This window comes from Carboxylicivirga sediminis (assembly GCF_018156225.1).
In the GTDB taxonomy this organism is placed as follows: domain Bacteria; phylum Bacteroidota; class Bacteroidia; order Bacteroidales; family Marinilabiliaceae; genus Carboxylicivirga; species Carboxylicivirga sediminis.
In genome coordinates, this window is record NZ_JAGTAR010000009.1 from 118,340 (window position 1) to 138,131 (window position 19,792).

The following is a 19,792-nucleotide window of genomic DNA, read 5'->3' on the forward strand; positions in this document are numbered from 1 at the left end:
CACTACCAGATAAAATAAACATTGACACTATGGAACAGATTTCATTCTCTCTTAATAATAAAACAGTTATGGTCGAAGCTAATCCCAACGATATTTTATTGTGGGTTTTGCGAACTAAACTGGGTTTAACAGGCACAAAGTATGGCTGTGGTATAGGTTTTTGTGGCTCATGTACCATTCTTGTTGATGGTGAAGCCATGCGTTCCTGCGGTATGGCTGTAAGCGAGGTGGCGGGCAGGCAGGTGACTACTATCGAAGGCCTGGCTATTGGGGATAAGCTGCATCCTGTTCAGGAGTCATTCGTCATGCATGATGCGCAGCAGTGTGGCTATTGTACCCCGGGTATGATTATGAACGCTGTGGGTTTATTAAATAATAATCCTAACCCCAGCCGGGAAGAAATAATTGAAGGTATGAATGACAATTTGTGTCGATGCGGATCATATCGTCGAATTACTAACGCAGTAGAATCAGCCGCTAAACAAATGAATGGAGGAAGCAACAAATGAAAGAGAATCAAATACATCAACTCTATTTCGACAATGTTGATCAACCAGTTCGGAGCATTAACCGACGTAACTTTATTAAGAAACTGGGAGGTGGTTTAATCATCGTTTTTTCTCTTAGTTCATTTGCTTTTAAATCAAGGTCAGAAGATGATCATGATAAGCGCAGCGATGAAGAACTGGACTTGAATGCTTATTTACGCATTAAAGAAGACGGCACCGTTGACTGCTATACCGGTAAAATTGAAATGGGGCAGGGTGTTATCACATCATTGGCACAGGTATTGGCCGAGGAACTAGAGATACCAATGAACACCATCAATATGGTGATGGGCGATACCGAGCTGTGTCCATACGATGCGGGTACCTGGGGCTCATTGACCACCCGCTTTTTCGATCCGCTTTTGCGCGCTGCCGCAGCCGAAGCAAAAGCCGAATTACTAAAGCTGGCAAGTGTAAAGCTGCAGTGTGCCGAAAGTGAATTGATGAATAAGGATGGTTTTGTTGTTTCAAAAACAGATACAAAGCGTAAAGTAAGCTATGCTGAATTGACAAGGGGTCAAAAGATTGTTAAAACCATTAGTGCACCACCGAAATTAAAGAAAGCAGAAGATTTTAAGACTATAGGACAACCAATCATCAGTACCGATGCTATTAAAAAGGTCACAGGACAAGCTGTATATACTTCAGATATTCAACTGCCCGGCATGCTGTATGCTTATCTAAAAAGGCCGCCAGCCCACGGAGCTGGTTTAAAATCATTGGATGTGTCACGCGCACAGAGTATCCCCGGGGTTACAATCATTAATGAAGATGGATTAATCGCCGCTTTGCATAATGATCCCTTAATGGCGGAAGAAGCCATGGTTAAGATGAAAGCTGAATGGGAAATTCCTGAAGCCAAAATGAATACAGCAAGTATCTTTGAGCACATATTGAAAACAGCTGATTCAAGCAGAACGACAGAAGAAAAAGGGGATGTAGCAACAGGATTACAGGAAGCTGAGAATATTGTAGAAGCGAATTATTTAGATGGTTACAAGGCTCATGCTTCCATTGAAACACATGCGGCCACAGCGCAGTTTGAAGGCGATAAGCTGGTGATGTGGGCCTCAACACAAACCCCTTTTGGAACCCGTGAAGCTGTTGCTGATGCTTTAAATATTCCGCTTGAAAAAGTGCATATCAAACAAATATTTATTGGAGGTGGGTTTGGTGGTAAGATATATAATCAACAGGCCATTGAATGTGCCAAACTGGCCAGATTGACGGGTAAGCCCGTGCAAGTGGCCTGGTCGCGTCAGGAAGAGTTTATGTATGACTGGTTTCGCCCGGCGGCTGTTGTAAAGGTCAAAGCTGGTGTGCAAAATAATGGTCGCTTAAGTGCTTGGAATTTTGATATTTATTGTGCGGGCCCAAGGGGAACACAGGATTTTTACAATATTCCGAATGTTAAAACACAAATAGTTAACGGTAAGAATGTTCATCCGTTTGCTACCGGCGCCTGGCGCGCACCGGGAAATAACACTACTACTTTTGCCCGCGAATCGCATATTGATGTTGTGGCTGAAAGAGTAGGTATGGATCCGTTAGAATTCCGCTTGCTTAATATTGAAGACCCAAAAATAAGAAAGACTTTACAACTGGCTAAAGAAACCTTTGGCTATACAACTGCTAAAACTGGTACTAATCGTGGTTGCGGGATAGCTATCGGTGCCGACGCAGGCACCATTGTAGTATTGTTGGCCGAGGTGGAAATAGATCCTGAAACTGGAGTAGTGAAGCCATTAAGAATGGTGTGTGCACAGGATATGGGGCAGGTAGTCAATCCGCATGGTGCCATTGTACAAACCGAAGGTGGTTTGACTATGGGATTAGGCTATGCGCTTTACGAGGATATCGAATTTACTGGTGGAGCTGTTGAAACACAGAACTTTGATACTTATGATATTGCCAAATTTGCAATAACACCTCCAATCGAATGTGTATTTGTGGATGATATGAATGCCCCTCCTCAAGGTGGAGGAGAGCCAGCTATAATAACGGTTGGTGGAGCCATAGCCAATGCTGTTTATCATGCCTGCGGAGCACGTGTCAATCAGATGCCAATAACGCCTCAACGCATTTTGGAGGCACTGGCTTAAAATAAATATCAGAAGGCTGTTGATGACACAACGGCCTTTTGTTTTGTTCAGTAAAACCCGATAAAGCGTATTTGTAGGTGAGTATGGATGTATTCCGCCATGACGAAAACAATTTGTAATGGCTCGTGTTGGTATTGATGAGGACCAATAGCATCAGTAAAATTTATGAAGATATTAAGTTATAATATTAAAAATTTTAGGCAGATTGAATACATGAAAATGCTTCCGGAGGAGGTGAAGCATGAGATTGAAATTGTTTCACGGGTATTGCCTTTCAAAGCCAACAATTATGTGGTGGATTACCTGATAGACTGGGCAAATTTTGAAACAGATCCCTGTTACATTTTAACTTTTCCTAATCGACATATGCTGCGAGAAGCTGACTATGATAAGGTTAAGTGGGCGGTTGAAAAAGGCCTGCCGCAACACGAAATAACAAAAATAGCCAACGATATTCGCTTAGGCCTGAATCCGCATCCGGCGCAACAACAGTCAAATATACCCAAGCTCAATGGTGAGCCTTTGCCGGGAGTACAGCACAAATACCGCGATATTGCCCTGTTTTTTCCTACCCAGGGACAAACCTGTCATGCCAATTGTACCTTTTGCTTCCGCTGGCCTCAGTTTGTAAAGGATTTGGATTTGCAGTTTTCCATGAAGGAAATAGATCAGGTATGTGAGTACTTCAGGCAGCATGAGCATTTGCATGAATTACTATTTACCGGTGGCGACCCAATGATCATGAGTCCGCGCACCATCAGTAAATACATTGATACCATTTTCAAAGCCGACTTAAAAAACCTAAAAACAATCCGTTTTGGAACCAAATCATTAACATGGTGGCCGTTTGTTTTTCTGCCTCAGTATAATGAAGAGGCACAGGAGATGTTGGACCTTTTTAAGCACATTGTCGATAAGGGTATTCACCTGTCCATTATGGCTCATTTCAATCATTATCAGGAAATGTCGAACAGTGCCGTGGCTGAGGCTATTGATAATATACGAGCTACAGGTGCCGAAATTCGTACGCAATCTCCTTTACTGAATCACATCAATGCCTCCGCAGAAGTATGGGCTAAAATGTGGGACCAACAGGTGAATATGGGCATGGTGCCGTACTACATGTTTGTCGAGCGCGAAACCGGGCCTTATGAATATTTCCAGGTGCCTTTGGCTAAGGCCTACGAAATATACACCGATGCCATACGTGTTACATCGAGCTTAGCTAAAACGGTAACGGCTCCATCCATGTCGGCCGCCATGGGCAAAGCGCAGATTATGGGGATTATCGATAATCCGGTGAATGGCGACAAGTACTTTCAGATACAATACATCCGTCATCGCGATTATAAGCAATCATACAAGCCATTTTTGATGCATTACGACGAAAAGGCTACCTGGATTGATCAGCTTAAGCCGGTTAAATAAGAGGTATTAAAGAAAATCAGGAAGAAGTAGTTAATATACTTCTTCCTGGTATTGTTTATTGCTTTTAAGCTCTTCGAGGTGTTGACCCGCCTGCTCTTCGTTTAACTGCAGATACTGACTAAATACCTTAATTAAACTTGCGCGTACCGAAACAGCCAGCTTATCTTTGCTGCCGCAAACATATATGACGGCGCCTTTATTAATCCAGTTCATTATTTCGCTACCTTCCTGCTCAAGAACTTGATTGATGTAGAACTTTTGCTCACCATCTCTTGAAAAGGCTGTGCTTAGTTTGCTTAGCAGGCCTGAGTGCTGATAGCTCTTTAATTCCTCTTCGTAAAGGAAATCCGTTTGTCGGTTTCTTTCACCAAATAATAGCCAGTTTGGGCCCGATGCCTTACGTGCAAAGCGTTCTTGCAGGAAACCACGGAATGACGCAATACCCGTACCAGCACCAATCATGATAATGGGAGTAGTGTCTGTTTCCGGCAACCTGAATTTAGAGATGCTTTCAAGCGTAACGGGCACTCTGTCACCCACATCCAGGCGGTTCCATAAAAAGGATGAGCATACGCCATTACGGGTACGTTGGTCGTGCCTGTTTTCAATGATTTTAACTGTAATATCAGCTTGTTCGCCCACAACCAGGCTACTTGATGCAACAGAATATAAGCGCTGGCTCAGTTTGCGCAGTACACTCAGGAATCCTTCAACCGTTATAGGGCCCGGGAAATCTGTCACCATGTCCATCACATCTTTGTCTTCAGCATATGCTTCCAGTTGTTGGTCATCAGCAATCAGTTCGTTAAGTGCTGTGTTATTCACAATTTCGGCATAGTTACGAATCACAAGCGGGGTAATCAAAGTCAGCTCATAATCATGTATCAGCAGCTCCTTGAGCATACATGTCTGGTTCTTTATCTCCACCGGATAGGCTTTGTCAAATCCAAGTTGCTTGAGTAGCTCATCCACCAGGCTGCGCGAATTGGTGCCATAAACCCCAATGGCATCGCCGGGTTGATAATCCATACCAGCGTTTTTGAGTGATAAGCTCACGTGCAGCACTTTTGTACTACTGCCTTCGGCGGTAAGCATAGTTTTCTGAAGCAGTTCTGCTTTATAAGCGGATGTGGAATCGTGTCCCAGCTTCAGGTCAAATACAAAGCCTTCCTTTTGCGGGGGATGAACCGCTTTTAGCTGACTTTCCAGTGTTTTAAATACATCCAGCACCCAGCTTTTGGCTGTCTCCTCAAAATCGATGTCACATTTGACATGCTCCATTAAGCGTTGGCCCCCCAACTCTTGCAGGCGCTTATCAATGTCTTCACCGGTTTGACAGAAATAGCGGTAACTGCTATCGCCAAGGCCAAGTACAGCATACCTGGTGTTTAATTGGTTGATAGTGTTTCCGTGAATATATTCATAAAAACCTTCGGCTTGTACCGGTGGTTCTCCTTCACCATGGGTGCTAACTGCCACAAGAAGATATGGCATCTGTTGCAATTCATTAAAATCCATGTCCTGCATATCGCGCAATTCAGAAGCATATCCCAAACTTTTGGCATATTCATGGGCCAGTATTGCAACCGCCTTGGAGTTGCCTGTTCTGCTGCCAAACAGGATGTATATAGTATCCTTAAATGTATTCATCATGTATGTGGTTTAATCATTCAAGGATCTGTTATCGAAATTGTTCAGATATGGCCTGTTTTTGATGCATAAATGATAATGTAACTAACATAGCAGGTAATGGGCGAATGGTATTATCAAAATGTATTGTATATTTAGGTACTCTTGTTTACCTGAGTTTTACTCAAATCACATCCCTTATGTTGGAAAATCCTGTTTTTATAATTTTTGTGGTCGGCTTTATAGTCGTTATTGTTCTGGCTTCTTTTTTTAATAAGAAAGCACTGATTAAACGTAAGCTTAAAAAGGCTGTTTTGAAGCACCTAAGTGATTTTAGAGATGGCGATGTGGCGAAGGTGGTTGGGACGGTTGAAATTACCGATGAAGCTTTGGTCGCGCCTTTGTCAAACAGAAAATGTGCCTATTACCATGTACTTGTTGAGCAAAAGGTGTCCTCGGGCAAAAGCTCCCATTGGAAGAAGTTGATTGAAGAAGAGGTAGCCGGTAAATTTGTTATTCGCGATGGTGCAGATTATGCCTGCATTGGCAGAGGTCAACTGAAAAGTTATATTGTACAGGATCGCAACTTCTCATCGGGTTTTATGAATGATGCCAGTGAGCAGCTGGAGTGGTACCTGAATCATAAGGGCTATGAGAGCGAGAATATGCTGGGTTTTAATAAAACTTTGCGTTACCGTGAAGGTATTCTGGAGGAAGGAGAGGAGATAGCGATATTGGGCAAGGGTGTATGGAAGAGTGCTCAAAGCCTGAACCTGCCAGAGGCTTATGGGCGAGTACTGGAAATAGCAGAAGATGCAGATATACCAGTGTATCTAAGCGATGATCCGTCAACCACTAAAGCCATGGTGCAAAAAACAACACAAAAGCAGAAGCTACAGACGGGAGGGCATGTTCCCGATAATCGCTATTTCAGAAAAACAACGGATAGTCGATATTTCCAAAAAAAGTGATGCAACCATTATTTTGACAGCAGACTTTGGCTACTTTTTGTCAGGTTGGCTGATAATATGAATATCTCGCTGAGGGAATGGGATAGTAATGCCTGCTTGGTTAAGTGCATCATAGACCATTTGCGTAATTTCACTTTTAATTTTTAAACCTTCCTGTACTTTCGATATCCAGAATAATAGCCTGAAATCCAGTGAGCTGTCGCCCATGTTGATAAACAGTACGCTTGGTTCAGGGTCTTTGAGCACATCATCATGAGTATGTAAAAGACCTTCCAGTATCTGTTTTACCTGTTCGGCATCGGAGCCGTATGCTACCCCTACGATTACCTCATGGCGACGTTGCGGATCAGAATGTGTCCAGTTGATTACTTCATTGGATATGAGCTGACCATTGGGTACAATCACTTCGGCACCATCAAAGGTGCGCACAATGCTGGAGCGTATGCCAATTGATTTAACCCGCCCCAACAGCTGTCCCACTTCAATCACATCATCAATTTTTATGGGACGTTCAAAGAGCAGTATTAATCCCGATACGAGGTTGTTAAAGATATTTTGTAAGCCAAAGCCAATACCAACACCAAAGGCCCCAATCAGTACTGTAAGGCTCGTCATGGGTATGCCCGCCATAGATACAGCCAGGGTGATACCAATGGTAATAAGTGTGTATTTAGCCAACAAGGCGATGGTATGCGGGAGTCCCTGACCGAGCTTTGTTCGACTTAAAACATCCTCTTCCAGTATGGTTTTTATCACATTAGCTGTGAAAATTGAGAGTATTAAAATGGCAATCAGCAGGATGATGCGCCCTAAAGAAAAACTGAATGTATCGCTGATGACGAACTGGTAGGTAAGTACGTCTCCAATAAAGGTCAGTACTTCATCATCTAATTTTATACTCAGCAGAATAATATAGATGCCCATAATAACAGAGACAGTAACAACAGCCTGCACCAGTCTTTTTCTTAAACTGGCTCCATGCGTATAAAACACTTTAAGATTACGGTTACGCATGCTGTCAAACAGGTAATCAATCATACCAATGGCAATAAGCATAGATACGAACAGCAAAGCAATGCTAAAGGTATTTGTCAGGATGGTGTTAACTATTAATTCAGTGAGTACAGTATATCCGGCAATTCCCATTAATGAAAAAACGACAAGTAAGCCTATAACACCAATCAAAAAGCGGTTTATGAATGATCTTAATGGTTTACCGGGCAATATCAATTGAAGAAGGTACAAGCGGATATTAACCAGTACCACCATTTCGATGAGTGCTGCAACAATAATAAATACCTGGTAGTGAATTTGATTGGGTGGAAATAAGTTGAATGGGAGTTGAATCAGAATCAGGGTAAATAATATCAGAATATTTATAAACAAGCGCCTATCAACCAGGCGAGACAATAAGATGATGAGTGGGATGCAAATAACAACCCGAATGATATCTTTAAATAATAGAGGCTGATTGGGAAATAGTAAAGCCGACAGCCAGATGATTATTACAAATGCAGTGCTTTTGTAATCGCTTAAGAGGCGATGGAATTGCTGTTGGTAATAGGAACCGTTTTCAATGATGCCCTTTCGCATGATAACTTTTTTTACCCACCGAAAAGCCAAAATGCCACTCAACAACAACACTAAGAACATGAAGGCATTGGCGCGATGGTCTTTTAGATAATCCGCCACCAGCTGTCCTTCTATCTTCACATTCTTTTTAAGAGCCGTTTTAACAGAGCTAAAAGAGTCATGCTTAAACAACTCATTAAAAGCTAAAGGACTACGGGCAAAAACATTGTCTTCATCTTCATTTATTTGTTGTTCTATTTCATCTACTAAAGACAGTACTCTGGCCCTTTCAGTAATGGCTTGATCCTGGGCCATTAATAATTGACTTTCCTGTTTAACGAGCTTACCAAGTAGCTGATTTTTTTGAGTGTAAACCCGATTAATATTACTCTGAATAATACTGTCTTTGGCCTCACTACCGAGGTATTGCGTAATTGAATGCCATTGCTTATCAATTTTTTGCACGCTGCGGCGTTGTGTATCCAGCTTATCCAACTCTGCTGCAAGAATATCAACTATTGATTCTACTTGTTCCTGACGTTGTTTCCAGTATGAGCGTTTATTGAGCAGGTGACGCCGGTTGAAGCTACTGAGGTCTTTGTAGTTTTCTGTTTCGTAGATACTGTCGATGTCCATCAGCCGTTCCTGACTTTCATTGATGAGTTTGTTGAGCTCATCCTGGTCTAATAATGCTTTATCAATTTTATTAAGTTGGGAAATGGCCATTGCACTGCGCCCCGGCACTTCAATAGCATCTATCTGTACAATAATATTGCTGGCCGAATCATTCTCAGCTATCTGGCCATTGGCCTGAACAGCAATTAACAGGGTGCATATAAAAAAGCAGATACGAAAGACAGTCATCCGATTAGAGTTAAAAATTATCAGTTAAAAATACGCAGAAGAATTGTAAACAACCTATTGATGTAAGCAAAAGGAACTTCCTTTTTTCAGAAAGTCCTTTTGCTAATGCATTTTCGAAATACCATTTCAGGGCAGAGGCATGCCTTCCACCCATGGGCCGTCATTATCCAGAATAAGCTGCATCACCTGTTTCAGGTCAATCTCCACCATTTGCTTAACGTCTTCTTTAATAATCATCAAAGCATGTTGAGCAATGGCCAGATTCTGCTTTTGAGTGGCTGTTGGGCCATAGGTGTTGTTGGCAATATTCTGCGAAGCAGCCATGAAACGACTGTTAACTGACGGTTTTGATTTTTCACCAATCATGTTTTTGCTGGCGTTGCCGTTTAGCTTTTCATCAATGTCGTATAAACGTTGCCTGATATCGTGTAATTGCTGCTCTGCAATGCCTGCTTCCAGTTTCGATTGTTGCGCGGCCAGAGTCAATGCATCAACCTGCTTAAAAGCTTCTTTAACAACTTTATTGATGGCCGAGATGTTTTTTTGCATAGTCCTCAACTCAGCGATATATCCATCAATACTATTTTCGTTGGCTTGCTCAAGGCTTCCTGCATTAATGGGCACCACCTCAAATTCAATGGGCGATGATAAAGGGATTGTCTCACCATCGGCTTCCTTGGATAAACTGGCTATGTATGTGCCCGAAGGTGCGAGGTAGCCGCTGCCCTTGTTTGATGGTTTAGCGGGGCTGACAGGGGATATGGAAGCATAGCGCAAATCCCAGGCTATCCTGTGGAACCCTTTGCCTGCCGGAGCTGGCAGGCGGCGGATTAATTGACCATTGTCATCGGTAATGCTGAGCCACACCTTTGTAGTATCTTGCCGGCGCTCTTTCTCCACTTGTTCCCAGCCCAGAAATTGTATTGCCTCCCCTTTCTTCAGGGTTGCTTTTTCTTTTTTCCGGCGTTGCTGCTTTAGCATGGGGTAGTCGTCTTTCAGGTAGTAGGTAAAAACAGCTCCAAAAGCGGGGTTGGGTGCTGTAAAGAAAGCGGCACCCTGCGCTCCTTTGCCTCCCATGGTCATGCCCGGGCGTGGAATATAACGCAATGCAGCACGGGTAGGGAAGAGGGTGGCTTCTTGCTGAAGTTGTTCCTGGTTTACATGGCGCAATGGGGAGTAGTCATCCAATACATAAAAGCCGCGACCAAAGGAAGCACCCACCAAATCGTTTTCACGTCGCTGTATAGCAATATCTCTGAATGAGATGGTAGGTACATTGCCTGTCAGCTGTGTCCAGTTATCGCCTCCATCAATGGTGAAGTAAAGGCCAAACTCGGTGCCCACAAAGCATAAGGAAGGATTGATATGGTCCTGTACAAAACGCCAAACCAGAGTTTTGTCGGGGAGATTACCTTTAATGACACTCCACGATTTACCTTTGTCGGTACTTTTATATAAATAGGGTTTAAAGTCACCAAATTTATGGTTATCGAGACACACATATACCGTGTTGGCATCAAACAAATCGGCCTTAATATCATTGACAAAAGCGGTGGCTGGTACTCCGGGCAGTTTATCTACGGTCAGGCTACGCCAGTTGGCGCCTCCATCGTCCGTAATACTAATTAGGCCATCATCGGTGCCAGCATAGATCAAGCCTTGCTGCAAGGGCGATTCAGCCAGCGAGGTAATGGTGTTATAGGTAGACATGGCCGAAAGGTCCCAGGCATTGTCCCAACTTTGGGTGCTGCCCATTATTGGCAGGCTTAGCCGTTCTTCGTTTTTGGTCAGGTCGCCCGAAATGGCTGTCCAGCTATCGCCCCTGTTATCGGAGCGCCACACCCGCTGTGAAGCAAAATACAGGCGTGATGGCTGATGCGGACTCACCAGAATGGGTGCATCCCAGTTAAAGCGCTCAAAAGGTTCGCCCTCTTGAGGTTGCGGTTGTATATGCACAATCTCACCGTTGGTTTTGTCCACGCGCACCAGGTTACCTTCCTGCCATTCGCAGTAAACAATGTTAGGATTACCGGGCTCGGTAGCTGGTTGATGGCCATCGGCAAAGAGGGTAATGTACCAGTCGGCATTGCTAATACCGCTGGATTTATCGGTGCGTGAGGGGCCACCCTGTGTGTTATTATCCTGTGTCCCCCCATAGATGTGGTAAAATGGTTCGGCATCATCTACTGCCAGCTTGTAGAACTGGGTGACCGGCAGATTGGCTACATAACGCCAGTTTCTGGTGCCGTCGAATGTTTCGTACAGGCCGCCATCGGTACCTACCAGCAGGTAGTCAGGATCACCATCTCTGAAAGCAATGGCATGATTATCCGAATGTTTGTGCTGTTCGCTCATTCGCTTAAAGGTTTTGCCTCCATCTGCGGAAACCTGCATACGTACATCCACCAGGTACAGCTTATCGAACTGATGCGGACAGGCATACAGCTCCTGGTAGTAGTGTGGTCCGGTTGCACCAGAAACAGCATCCGACATTTTGCTCCAAGATGCGCCTTTGTTGGAGGAACGATAAACGCCTCCCGTACGATGGTTCAGCTCAATGGCGGCATAAAGCACATCGGGTTGCTGAGGTGATATGGCCAAACCAATCTTCCCCATATTGCTGTCAGGTAGTCCTTTACTCAGCTTTTGCCAGGTGTTGCCACCATCATCGGAACGGTAGATGCCCGAACCCGGGCCGCCGCCCATATAAGCTGCTACGTTACGATGACGTTGCCAGGTGGCAGCATAAAGCACATCGGGGTTACGCGGGTCTATTACCAAATCGGTTGCCCCCGTCCATTGCTTGTCGCCCAAAGTTTGTGTCCAGTTTTGTCCGCCATCGGTTGAGAGAAAGATGCCTCGCTCGCCGCCTTTACTCCAGAGTGGTCCCTGGGCTGCTACCCATATTACATTGGAGTTATGCGGGTGGACAATGATTTTGGATATGTGTTCGGTGGCTGTCAGTCCCATGTTTGTCCAGGTGGCACCATCGTCTTCACTTTTGTAGATGCCATCGCCAAAACTAACGTGTCGTCCGCCCACATTTTCGCCGGTGCCCAGCCATATCACATGGTGATTGTTTGGGTCGATGGTAATGCAGCCGGTGGAGTATACACTTTGCTTATCGAAGATGGGTTGCCAGGTGGTGCCGGCATTTACGGTTTTCCACACACCACCCGAACCAACGGCTACATACCAGATGTTTGGATTGGCAGGGTGAATGGCTATATCGGCAATGCGCCCCGACATGAGCGCAGGACCAATGCTTCGTAGTTTGAGTCCTGAAAAAGTGCTGTCGTTTAAAAGTGATTGAGCTGATAACGCAAATGAGCATACAATTAATGTGATTGAAAGAAGAATGCCCCTTTTTCTGATTCTTTTCATGGTGAATGTATTGGTGATACTTATATGTATATATAAATATATGGGAAATAATTCACTTATGTAGGTAGGCGATTGAAAGTGTGTCTGTTATATTGATTTGATATCGAAATGAGCTTTTGGTTCATATATTCCCAAAGACGCTTTCGTTTATTATCGGCATTAACCATTGCAATTTCACAGTTTTGCTTATAGCTCATATTGAAATGCAATTGGTATTAAATCAGAGGCGATAAGGTGAGAGGGCATGTATTGACTGCCTGACGAAATTTAATACTTATGTTTTATTTTGCCTTTTCATGGATCAACTTTTCATGGCATATAATGTGTCCGGTCCAAATATCAATCTGAAAGAGCTCTTCTGAAATTAGTTGATTGTATTCATTATATGCGCACTTGTTTTCAAAAACCAAGGTGCCATTTTGATGTGAGCAATTGAGCAGCATATTATTGTTACTGTCATAGGTATAGGTATCAATCACTTCATTATTATTGATGTAGTCTCTTTGCGTTTTCTTAATTAGGTTTCCATTGTTGTCATATTCAAAGTGTTCGCCGTTGCAAAGTTGGTCATCACGAAATAGTTTTTCATATAACAATTTCTCGTCTTCCTGGTAGGTTTTCTCGTATCTGGATATTTCATTATTGTCAGCATCCAATTCTATTTCAGCCACCACGCGTCCTAATTCGTCCAATTGGTAAATCTCATAGCCCGTTACATCCCCATTCTCATCAGTTATTGTTGCTTTATCGGCGTTTCCGATATCTGTAAAAGCGAAAGTTTTAATGGTTTTTCTACCTTCTTCAAACTCAAATTCTACTTTATCAATTTCTCCATTATCATTCCTGGTATAAAGGTGCCTCTCTAATAATTCATTAAATGGATCATATTCAATAAACTCTGTGACTTCACCAGTATCAAAGTATCTGCAAACGCGCTTATAAAGAACGTTGTTGTTGGAATCGTATTCTGTTTCATTGAGCATATTCCCATGAGCGTCTATCGTAAATGATTTAAACAGATACTTATTCATTTCTTTTTTGTCTGTATCAAGCTCAATTTTTGTTGTAGTCCAATTCTCCATCTGGTTTTGTTTGCTGAAGGTTATCTTACGCAGATACCATTTCTGGATTTTTAGTTCAGTGCTTACTAAATTATAATTTTCATTTTAATAGTCATCATTATGTATGGAAATATGGTTATAACACAAAGGTTAAAGGAATGAAGCGTAAAGGTTAAACCTTTTGGCATAAAAGGTTAAGGGAAAGCGATGAAAAGGTTAAACCTTTTGGCAAGAAAGGTTTAAGGCAAGGGGTGAAAAGGTTAAACCTTTTATCATGAAAGGTTAAGGGAAACAAATTTTGTGCTTTAGAATCGTATTCTTAGGGGAGATAAAACAAACGCCCCAGATTCAAGATTGAATAAGGGGCGATTTAATATTTGTAGTGTTTTCGTTTTACTTATGGTAAATCCAAATCCACATTATTGCGGTAATCACCCAACAGGTGTTCGGCAAAATGGTACCATATCATCTTCTCAAAATACGGCGAATATTGTGAGAATCCGTGGCGCACATTAGGGATGATCATAAAATCGAAGCGCTTACGGGCATCCATCAATGCTTTGACAACGCGCATGGTGTTGGCCGGGTGCACGTTATTATCAATCTCGCCATGCACCAGCATCAGGTGTCCTTTCAGGTTTTTAGCAATGGATGGATTAGTAGGTATCTTACTGCTAAAACTTATTTCATACTCGTCATCAGAGGCTTCCACTTTGGTTGAATCTTTGACTTCCTCTGTTTTTTTGATTTTTTTCTTCATCTCTTTCACGCCGTGGTGTGTTTCGCCCCACCACTTGTTGTAGATGTTGTTATCGTGGTTACCGGCCGACGATACAGCAGCTTTGTAAAAATCAGGATAGGCAAACATGGCCGCCGTTGACATAAAACCACCGCCGCTGTGCCCGAAGATGCCCACGCGTTTGATGTCGATATAATCGTAACGGTTGGCCAGTTGCTGCAGGGCAAACATATCGTCTTTCAGGGCGTAATCGCGCAGGTTGTCGTAGCCATAGGTGTGGTAGTACTTGTGGCGCTTAGGACTGCCGCCGCGATGACCAACAGAAACAACGACAAAACCCAGCTGAGCCAGTGCCGTGTTGTAACGCGCTGTTACTGTAAAGTCGCGCACCACAGCTTCGGTTTGCGGGCCTGGGTACACGTATGATATCACCGGGTATTGGCGGGTCGAATCGAAGTCAAAAGGCTTCCAGATGACACCATGCAGGTCGGTGACGCCATCTTCGGCTTTTACCACAAATTTTTCGGGGAACGACCATCCCAGCTCTTTCACACGCGTCAGGTCCATGGTTTCCAGTTCCATCACCACAGCACCGTTCTTATCACGCACCACTGCTTTGGGTGCCAGGTCAACACGCGAGTAGTTGTTCACAAAGTAGTTGGCGTGCTTATCTGTTTTAGGCATGCTAAAGTGATGATTCGCTTCCTCTGGCGTTATAGTGTGCGTTGCCGTACCATCAAAACTGCTGCGGTAGTAGATGTTGTAGTAGGGATCAAAGCCTTTTTCCTTGCCATAGGCCGGGTAGTAAATGGTGTTTGATGCCGTATCGATGCGTGCAATCTGGCCAACCACATAGTTACCTTTGGTTATCTGGTTCTTGAGGTTACCGTTGGCATCGTAGCGGTAGAGTTGTCCCCAGCCGGTACGCTCCGACCACCAGATGAATTCCTCACCTTCGTTGATGACGTGCAGCTGATTCATCTGGTCATTAAAATAAGGTTTTGATTCTTCACTGAAAAGCGGGGTGACTTCACCCGTATTGGTGTTGATGCGCACTACTTCCAGCTCGTCGCATGTACGCTTTTTACGTATAGCAAATAGCTTGTCCGATGTTTTCGAGGGGCGGTAGGCACGTATGCTCTGGTCCTTCCACTTGGCCAGGTCGGGCTTCACCCAATTCTCACCTGCTAAATCATAAATCTCCAGGTGGGGGATGCCAATGTGTTCATCGCCAGGCATGGCATATTTATAGGTTTCTACTTTTGGGCGCGGGTCCGACACAGAATTGATAACCGCCATTTCTTTTACCTGGCGCATATCATAGCGCATAGTGTAAAATTTCTTCTCATCCTTAAACCAGGACACCCAGGCCTTCAGACGCTTGTCTGACGTGGTATCGCCGCCATTACTCTGGTAACTAAACCAGCGTTCACCATCAGTGGTCAGCTGTGTTTCAACGCTATCGGCATCATTGGCACGCATCAGGTACAGGTTGTGCTGACGGGCAAATACAATGAATGTGCTATCGGGCGAGTAGCTTTTCCAGGCATCTTTAGTTTCCTTCTTCACTGTATCAATTTTACTCACCAGCCTGGTTTTCATATTGTACTTAAATTTGAGCTCATCCATCTCAAACGTGAACGACGATTGGCTGTTTTTCTCAAACTCAATCTTCTTAATTGGCAAGTCATTCACATTATAGGCCTTGTGTGTGATGGTAGTTACTTTGGCGGCCAGGTCGTTATTGTCAAAAAGTGGTGTTTTAGTTCGCTTCACCGGATTTACAAACCAATAGAAGTTGCCGTCAGCTGTTTTGTAGTTATACCAAAATAAGTGACTGTTTTCAATCCAGTTAGGATTAACACGGCTTGAGCCAAGGTATTTTTTAACATTACTCTGCGTAAACTTCTTGGCCAGGTCAAAGTTGGCCTCCTGAGCTGAGGTCACCGTTATAATGGCACCCAATAGCATCAGCCATAGAAAGTGTTTTTTCATAGTCGATATTGAATTAATGTATGCATGGCGAATATATATATTCCTTTATGTTCTGGATATGACATTTCTTTCGTTTCCTTATGAATGATTAATAAAAGTGGTATTGCAGGTGCTTTAGTTTCTTGGCTGTGTTCGAAAATGAACGCTCTTTCGCCCTGATGCGAACAGCTTTCTCAGCAGATTTTAGAGGTAACTGAATATAATTACTTGAAAATTATAATGCTGCACTATTAGGTATGCTTCTTGCTTAATTAGGCGAGACTCAACACGACAAAAACCTAAACAAAATGAAAGTGACCAAACAAACCGTATTGATCTTCCTGTTATCTCTATCACTCATATCCATGGAAATCATCTGGTCGAGGATTTTTTCGGCCGAATACTTCTACACATTTGCTTTTCTTATACTAAGTATCAGTATTCTTGGGCTGGGGCTTGGCGCCTTAACACTAAGGATGAGCAAGCGACTGGCTGCTAAAGAGTCGTATGGATGCCTGTTGAGTTTAACAGGTTTGCTTATGTTGGCCGGACCACCAGCGGTTCTTTACCTGAAACTGGATTTTACGCAGCTTCTGAATAGTTACCAGATGTTGTTGAAACTGATGGCGACCATCATCATTCTGGGTTCATCCTTTTTTACAGGTGGTATAGTCTTAAGTAGTATTTTCAGAAAGGCACATGTCGCCATGCCACAATTATACATGGCTGATTTGCTGGGGGCAGCCCTGGGTGTGGTTGCTTCTGTTTTATTAATGAATGGCATCGGCACCGATAAGGCCGCTTTTGTGATTGTTTTGCCTGTGTTCATCGCCTCTTTTCTGGCATTTACTACTTGGTTTAAAGCCATTCCTGCCTTGCTGATGTTATCAGGTGTTATATTACTACCCCGTACTGATCAACTTTTGGTGAGTGCACAAAAAGACAGGGCAGAAGTTATCTATCAGCACTGGGACGCTATGGCAAGGCTCAAGGTATACAAGTACAACGATGAATATTGGGGGCTGAATATTGATAATGCGGCTAACTCGCCAGTCATTGCCTTTGATGGTAACTTCAACCGTCCCGACTCATTACGAATTCCTTTCTCCATTCCTTCAACTTATCTCACAAGCAAATTTGATAACTGCCGGTTTCTTTCGTTAGGTGCCGGTGGTGGAGGTGATGTGCTGATGGCCTTGCAGGATGGTGTTGCCGAGGCGCACGCTGTTGAGGTTAATTCACACATCAATACCATGATGACTAGTGGTTTTTTAAATGAATTCTCTGGTAACTTGTATAACGATGCGCGTGTGAAGGTAGTGAGTGAGGATGCTCGTGCCTACGTGCGTCGCTTCGATAATTATTTTGATGTCATCTATTCATTAAGCTCCAATAGTTTTGCTGCTTTGGCATCTGGTTCATTTGCACTGGCAGAAAACTATTTGTTTACCACTGAGGCCTTTCAGGACTATTACAAGGCTTTATCTCCCAACGGTTATCTGATGATGGAGCATCAGTTTTACGTACCTCGTATGGTATCTGAGGTGCTTGATGCCCTGAAGTGTGAGGGGGTTGAAAACCCCGCAGCTCACCTGGCTGTATATCATTTGCCTACCATGCGGCGCCACTTAATACTGTTGGGCAAGCAGCCGCTTGATGGGGCCACCATAAGTCAGGCTGTTTACGAAACAAATGAGGAGAACTATGCATTTTTCAGGCAGTTGTATCCGGCAGCTGACTCCCTGCAGGCCAACCCCATCAACCAGATTATAACCAATGGGTGGGAGGCGCGTCAAGCGGAAGCGTCCACCAACCTGTCGCCCTGCACCGATGATCGACCTTTTACAGGGCAATTGGGGCTGATGAAAAATTTGTCGCTCGAACAGGTTAAAAAGCGCTTGTTGCCATACGAGTTTCAGGGTTTTCCGCTATCGATGGTGATTGTATTGGTTATAATGGCACTTGTGGCACTTGTGGTATTACCACTTAACCTGTTGCCTTATTTCAAGAAAAACAGCAACCTTACAGCTGCGGGCTGGCTCTATTTCTTTGCCATTGGTGTGGGCTTTATGGCCATTGAAGTGGTGTTAATACAAAAATATACCTTGTTCATTGGTTCATCGTCCTACACCTTTATGACTTTACTGTTTGTACTGCTGGCCAGTTCCGGATTGGGTAGTTATTTCAGTCCCCGTTTTAAAACCTCTCTGCCATTTGTTGCCATCGTTTTGTGGTTGATAGCCGATGCTGTATTGTTTCCGTTTGTGGTGGCTCATTTGGGTGTGTTATCATTGGCATGGCGCATCATTATCACCTGCCTGATGGTGGCACCTATTGGCTTTTTTATGGGTATGCCATTTGTTAAAGGCAGTGCTAAATCCGGGGAGTTGATTGATTGGGGATTTGCCATCAATGGAGCTGCTTCAGTCATTGGAAGCACACTGGTGCTAATACCAGTATTTTTATATGGTTTCACCTATGGTATGGTCATGGCCGGCGCATTCTATTTATTGGCATATCTGCTGATTAAAAAAACATTTGTGGCCGCTGGCTGATTAATTATAGCTGGTGCAGGTTCTGTATTTATTTGATATCTTTAAGCTATTGAGTTGAGCTGGCTATTGGTGTTGGATGTACTTTTTAGAAAAAAATGAAACTATTGTTATGAAGTTAACCATCTATCAGATTGACGCATTTACCGATAAAGTGTTTGGGGGTAACCCGGCTTGTGTGGTGCCATTGGAAGATTGGCTACCAGACGAGCTACTGCTGAAGATAGCTATGGAGAATGCCGTGGCCGAAACCGCCTTTTTTGTTAAAAAAGAAGATAGGTACCACTTGCGCTGGTTTACACCTGATATTGAGATGGATTTGTGCGGACATGCTACATTGGCTGCTGCTTATGTGCTGAAAGTTCATTTGGAACATGCCTGTAATAACATGGTTTTTGAGACAATCAGTGGCCAGCTGGAAGTAAAGTGTGACAGGGATGTATTTACCCTTGATTTTCCATCACGGCCAGCGCAAAGAGAAACACTGCCAAAGGCTATAAAAGAAGCTATCAATATACAACCCGATGCCGTGCTGAAAGCCCGTGATTATGTGTTAGTGTATCCATCGGAAAGCATGGTAATGAATCTGCAGATTGACCGTAATACCTTTGATAGAATAAACCTGGGGACAGGTGGAGTAATTGCTACCTCAAAAGGTAGCAACTGCGATTTTGTGTCACGCTTTTTCACTCCGCAGGCCACCATACTAGAAGATCCCGTTACAGGTTCGGCGCATTGTACTTTAGTACCTTACTGGAGTCAGCAGCTCAATAAAAAGGAGTTAACAGCCTTTCAGGTGTCTGAACGAAGGGGCATACTTTATTGTAAGGACTTGGATGAACGCGTTTTGATAAGTGGCAGAGCACGCACCTATATGGTGGGGCATATCTGGGTTGAATAATTCTTTGTAAATATTTTTGAATAAAGTGTATCGTATAATTTGGGAACTACAACTTCATCCGCTATTT

The 19,792-nt window shown here is 43.6% G+C and carries 11 protein-coding genes; 6 read left to right on the forward strand and 5 right to left on the reverse strand.

The window, feature by feature from the left end:
• Positions 1–29 precede the first annotated feature (29 nt).
• From KDU71_RS07975 to KDU71_RS07985, 3 genes are all read left to right on the forward strand, one after another.
• Positions 30–509 carry a (2Fe-2S)-binding protein gene (locus KDU71_RS07975; RefSeq protein ID WP_212189399.1) on the forward strand — a complete coding sequence of 160 codons (480 nt, stop codon included), beginning with the start codon at positions 30–32 and terminating at the stop codon, positions 507–509.
• Entirely contained in the window at positions 506–2,650 is a 2,145-nt protein-coding gene (locus KDU71_RS07980; protein WP_212189400.1) for a xanthine dehydrogenase family protein molybdopterin-binding subunit, read from the forward strand. Before KDU71_RS07975 ends, KDU71_RS07980 begins: the two co-directional genes overlap by 4 nt.
• Positions 2,651–2,815: 165 nt before the next feature.
• Positions 2,816–4,078 (forward strand): KamA family radical SAM protein, encoded by a 1,263-nt coding sequence (locus KDU71_RS07985; protein WP_212189401.1) that lies wholly within the window; start codon positions 2,816–2,818, stop codon positions 4,076–4,078.
• A gap of 30 nt (positions 4,079–4,108) precedes the next feature.
• Here KDU71_RS07985 and KDU71_RS07990 read toward each other — a convergent pair whose 3' ends face one another.
• Complete coding sequence (locus tag KDU71_RS07990) at positions 4,109–5,731, reverse strand: diflavin oxidoreductase (RefSeq protein WP_212189402.1); 1,623 nt, start codon at positions 5,729–5,731, stop codon at positions 4,109–4,111.
• A gap of 176 nt (positions 5,732–5,907) precedes the next feature.
• Here KDU71_RS07990 and KDU71_RS07995 point away from each other — a divergent pair, with 176 nt between their 5' ends.
• On the forward strand, positions 5,908–6,678 hold the full coding sequence (locus KDU71_RS07995; protein WP_212189403.1) for a hypothetical protein: 771 nt from the start codon (positions 5,908–5,910) through the stop codon (positions 6,676–6,678).
• Positions 6,679–6,708: 30 nt separating this feature from the next.
• On the opposite strand, the gene KDU71_RS08000 is transcribed toward KDU71_RS07995, so the two are convergent.
• The 4 genes from KDU71_RS08000 to KDU71_RS08015 all read right to left on the reverse strand — a co-directional run bounded on the left by KDU71_RS08000 (position 6,709) and on the right by KDU71_RS08015 (position 16,293).
• A complete protein-coding gene (locus KDU71_RS08000; RefSeq protein ID WP_212189404.1) occupies positions 6,709–9,114 on the reverse strand; it encodes a mechanosensitive ion channel family protein in 2,406 nt (801 codons plus the stop codon).
• A 126-nt stretch (positions 9,115–9,240) separates the two neighbouring features.
• Positions 9,241–12,498, reverse strand: a complete 3,258-nt coding sequence (locus KDU71_RS08005) for a VPS10 domain-containing protein (RefSeq protein ID WP_212189412.1) — start codon at positions 12,496–12,498, stop codon at positions 9,241–9,243.
• A gap of 281 nt (positions 12,499–12,779) precedes the next feature.
• Entirely contained in the window at positions 12,780–13,580 is an 801-nt protein-coding gene (locus KDU71_RS08010; RefSeq protein WP_212189413.1) for a hypothetical protein, read from the reverse strand.
• A gap of 376 nt (positions 13,581–13,956) precedes the next feature.
• Positions 13,957–16,293 (reverse strand): S9 family peptidase, encoded by a 2,337-nt coding sequence (locus KDU71_RS08015; protein ID WP_212189415.1) that lies wholly within the window; start codon positions 16,291–16,293, stop codon positions 13,957–13,959.
• A 287-nt stretch (positions 16,294–16,580) separates the two neighbouring features.
• On the opposite strand from KDU71_RS08015, the gene KDU71_RS08020 reads away from it, so the two are divergent.
• Together KDU71_RS08020 and KDU71_RS08025 are read left to right on the forward strand one after the other, a co-directional pair.
• Positions 16,581–18,827 carry a spermine/spermidine synthase domain-containing protein gene (locus KDU71_RS08020; RefSeq protein ID WP_212189417.1) on the forward strand — a complete coding sequence of 749 codons (2,247 nt, stop codon included), beginning with the start codon at positions 16,581–16,583 and terminating at the stop codon, positions 18,825–18,827.
• 109 nt (positions 18,828–18,936) lie between these two features.
• Positions 18,937–19,725 carry a PhzF family phenazine biosynthesis protein gene (locus KDU71_RS08025; RefSeq protein WP_212189418.1) on the forward strand — a complete coding sequence of 263 codons (789 nt, stop codon included), beginning with the start codon at positions 18,937–18,939 and terminating at the stop codon, positions 19,723–19,725.
• The last annotated feature ends 67 nt before the right edge of the window (positions 19,726–19,792 follow it).

What these genes read in the sequence shown, in the direction of transcription:
- KDU71_RS07975 (WP_212189399.1), top strand. Translation starts at nt 30, where the DNA reads ATGGAACAGATTTCATTCTCTCTTAATAATAAAACAGTTATGGTCGAA.
- KDU71_RS07980 (WP_212189400.1), top strand. Translation starts at nt 506, where the DNA reads ATGAAAGAGAATCAAATACATCAACTCTATTTCGACAATGTTGATCAA.
- KDU71_RS07985 (WP_212189401.1), top strand. Translation starts at nt 2,816, where the DNA reads ATGAAGATATTAAGTTATAATATTAAAAATTTTAGGCAGATTGAATAC.
- KDU71_RS07990 (WP_212189402.1), bottom strand. Translation starts at nt 5,731, where the DNA reads ATGATGAATACATTTAAGGATACTATATACATCCTGTTTGGCAGCAGA.
- KDU71_RS07995 (WP_212189403.1), top strand. Translation starts at nt 5,908, where the DNA reads ATGTTGGAAAATCCTGTTTTTATAATTTTTGTGGTCGGCTTTATAGTC.
- KDU71_RS08000 (WP_212189404.1), bottom strand. Translation starts at nt 9,114, where the DNA reads ATGACTGTCTTTCGTATCTGCTTTTTTATATGCACCCTGTTAATTGCT.
- KDU71_RS08005 (WP_212189412.1), bottom strand. Translation starts at nt 12,498, where the DNA reads ATGAAAAGAATCAGAAAAAGGGGCATTCTTCTTTCAATCACATTAATT.
- KDU71_RS08010 (WP_212189413.1), bottom strand. Translation starts at nt 13,580, where the DNA reads ATGGAGAATTGGACTACAACAAAAATTGAGCTTGATACAGACAAAAAA.
- KDU71_RS08015 (WP_212189415.1), bottom strand. Translation starts at nt 16,293, where the DNA reads ATGAAAAAACACTTTCTATGGCTGATGCTATTGGGTGCCATTATAACG.
- KDU71_RS08020 (WP_212189417.1), top strand. Translation starts at nt 16,581, where the DNA reads ATGAAAGTGACCAAACAAACCGTATTGATCTTCCTGTTATCTCTATCA.
- KDU71_RS08025 (WP_212189418.1), top strand. Translation starts at nt 18,937, where the DNA reads ATGAAGTTAACCATCTATCAGATTGACGCATTTACCGATAAAGTGTTT.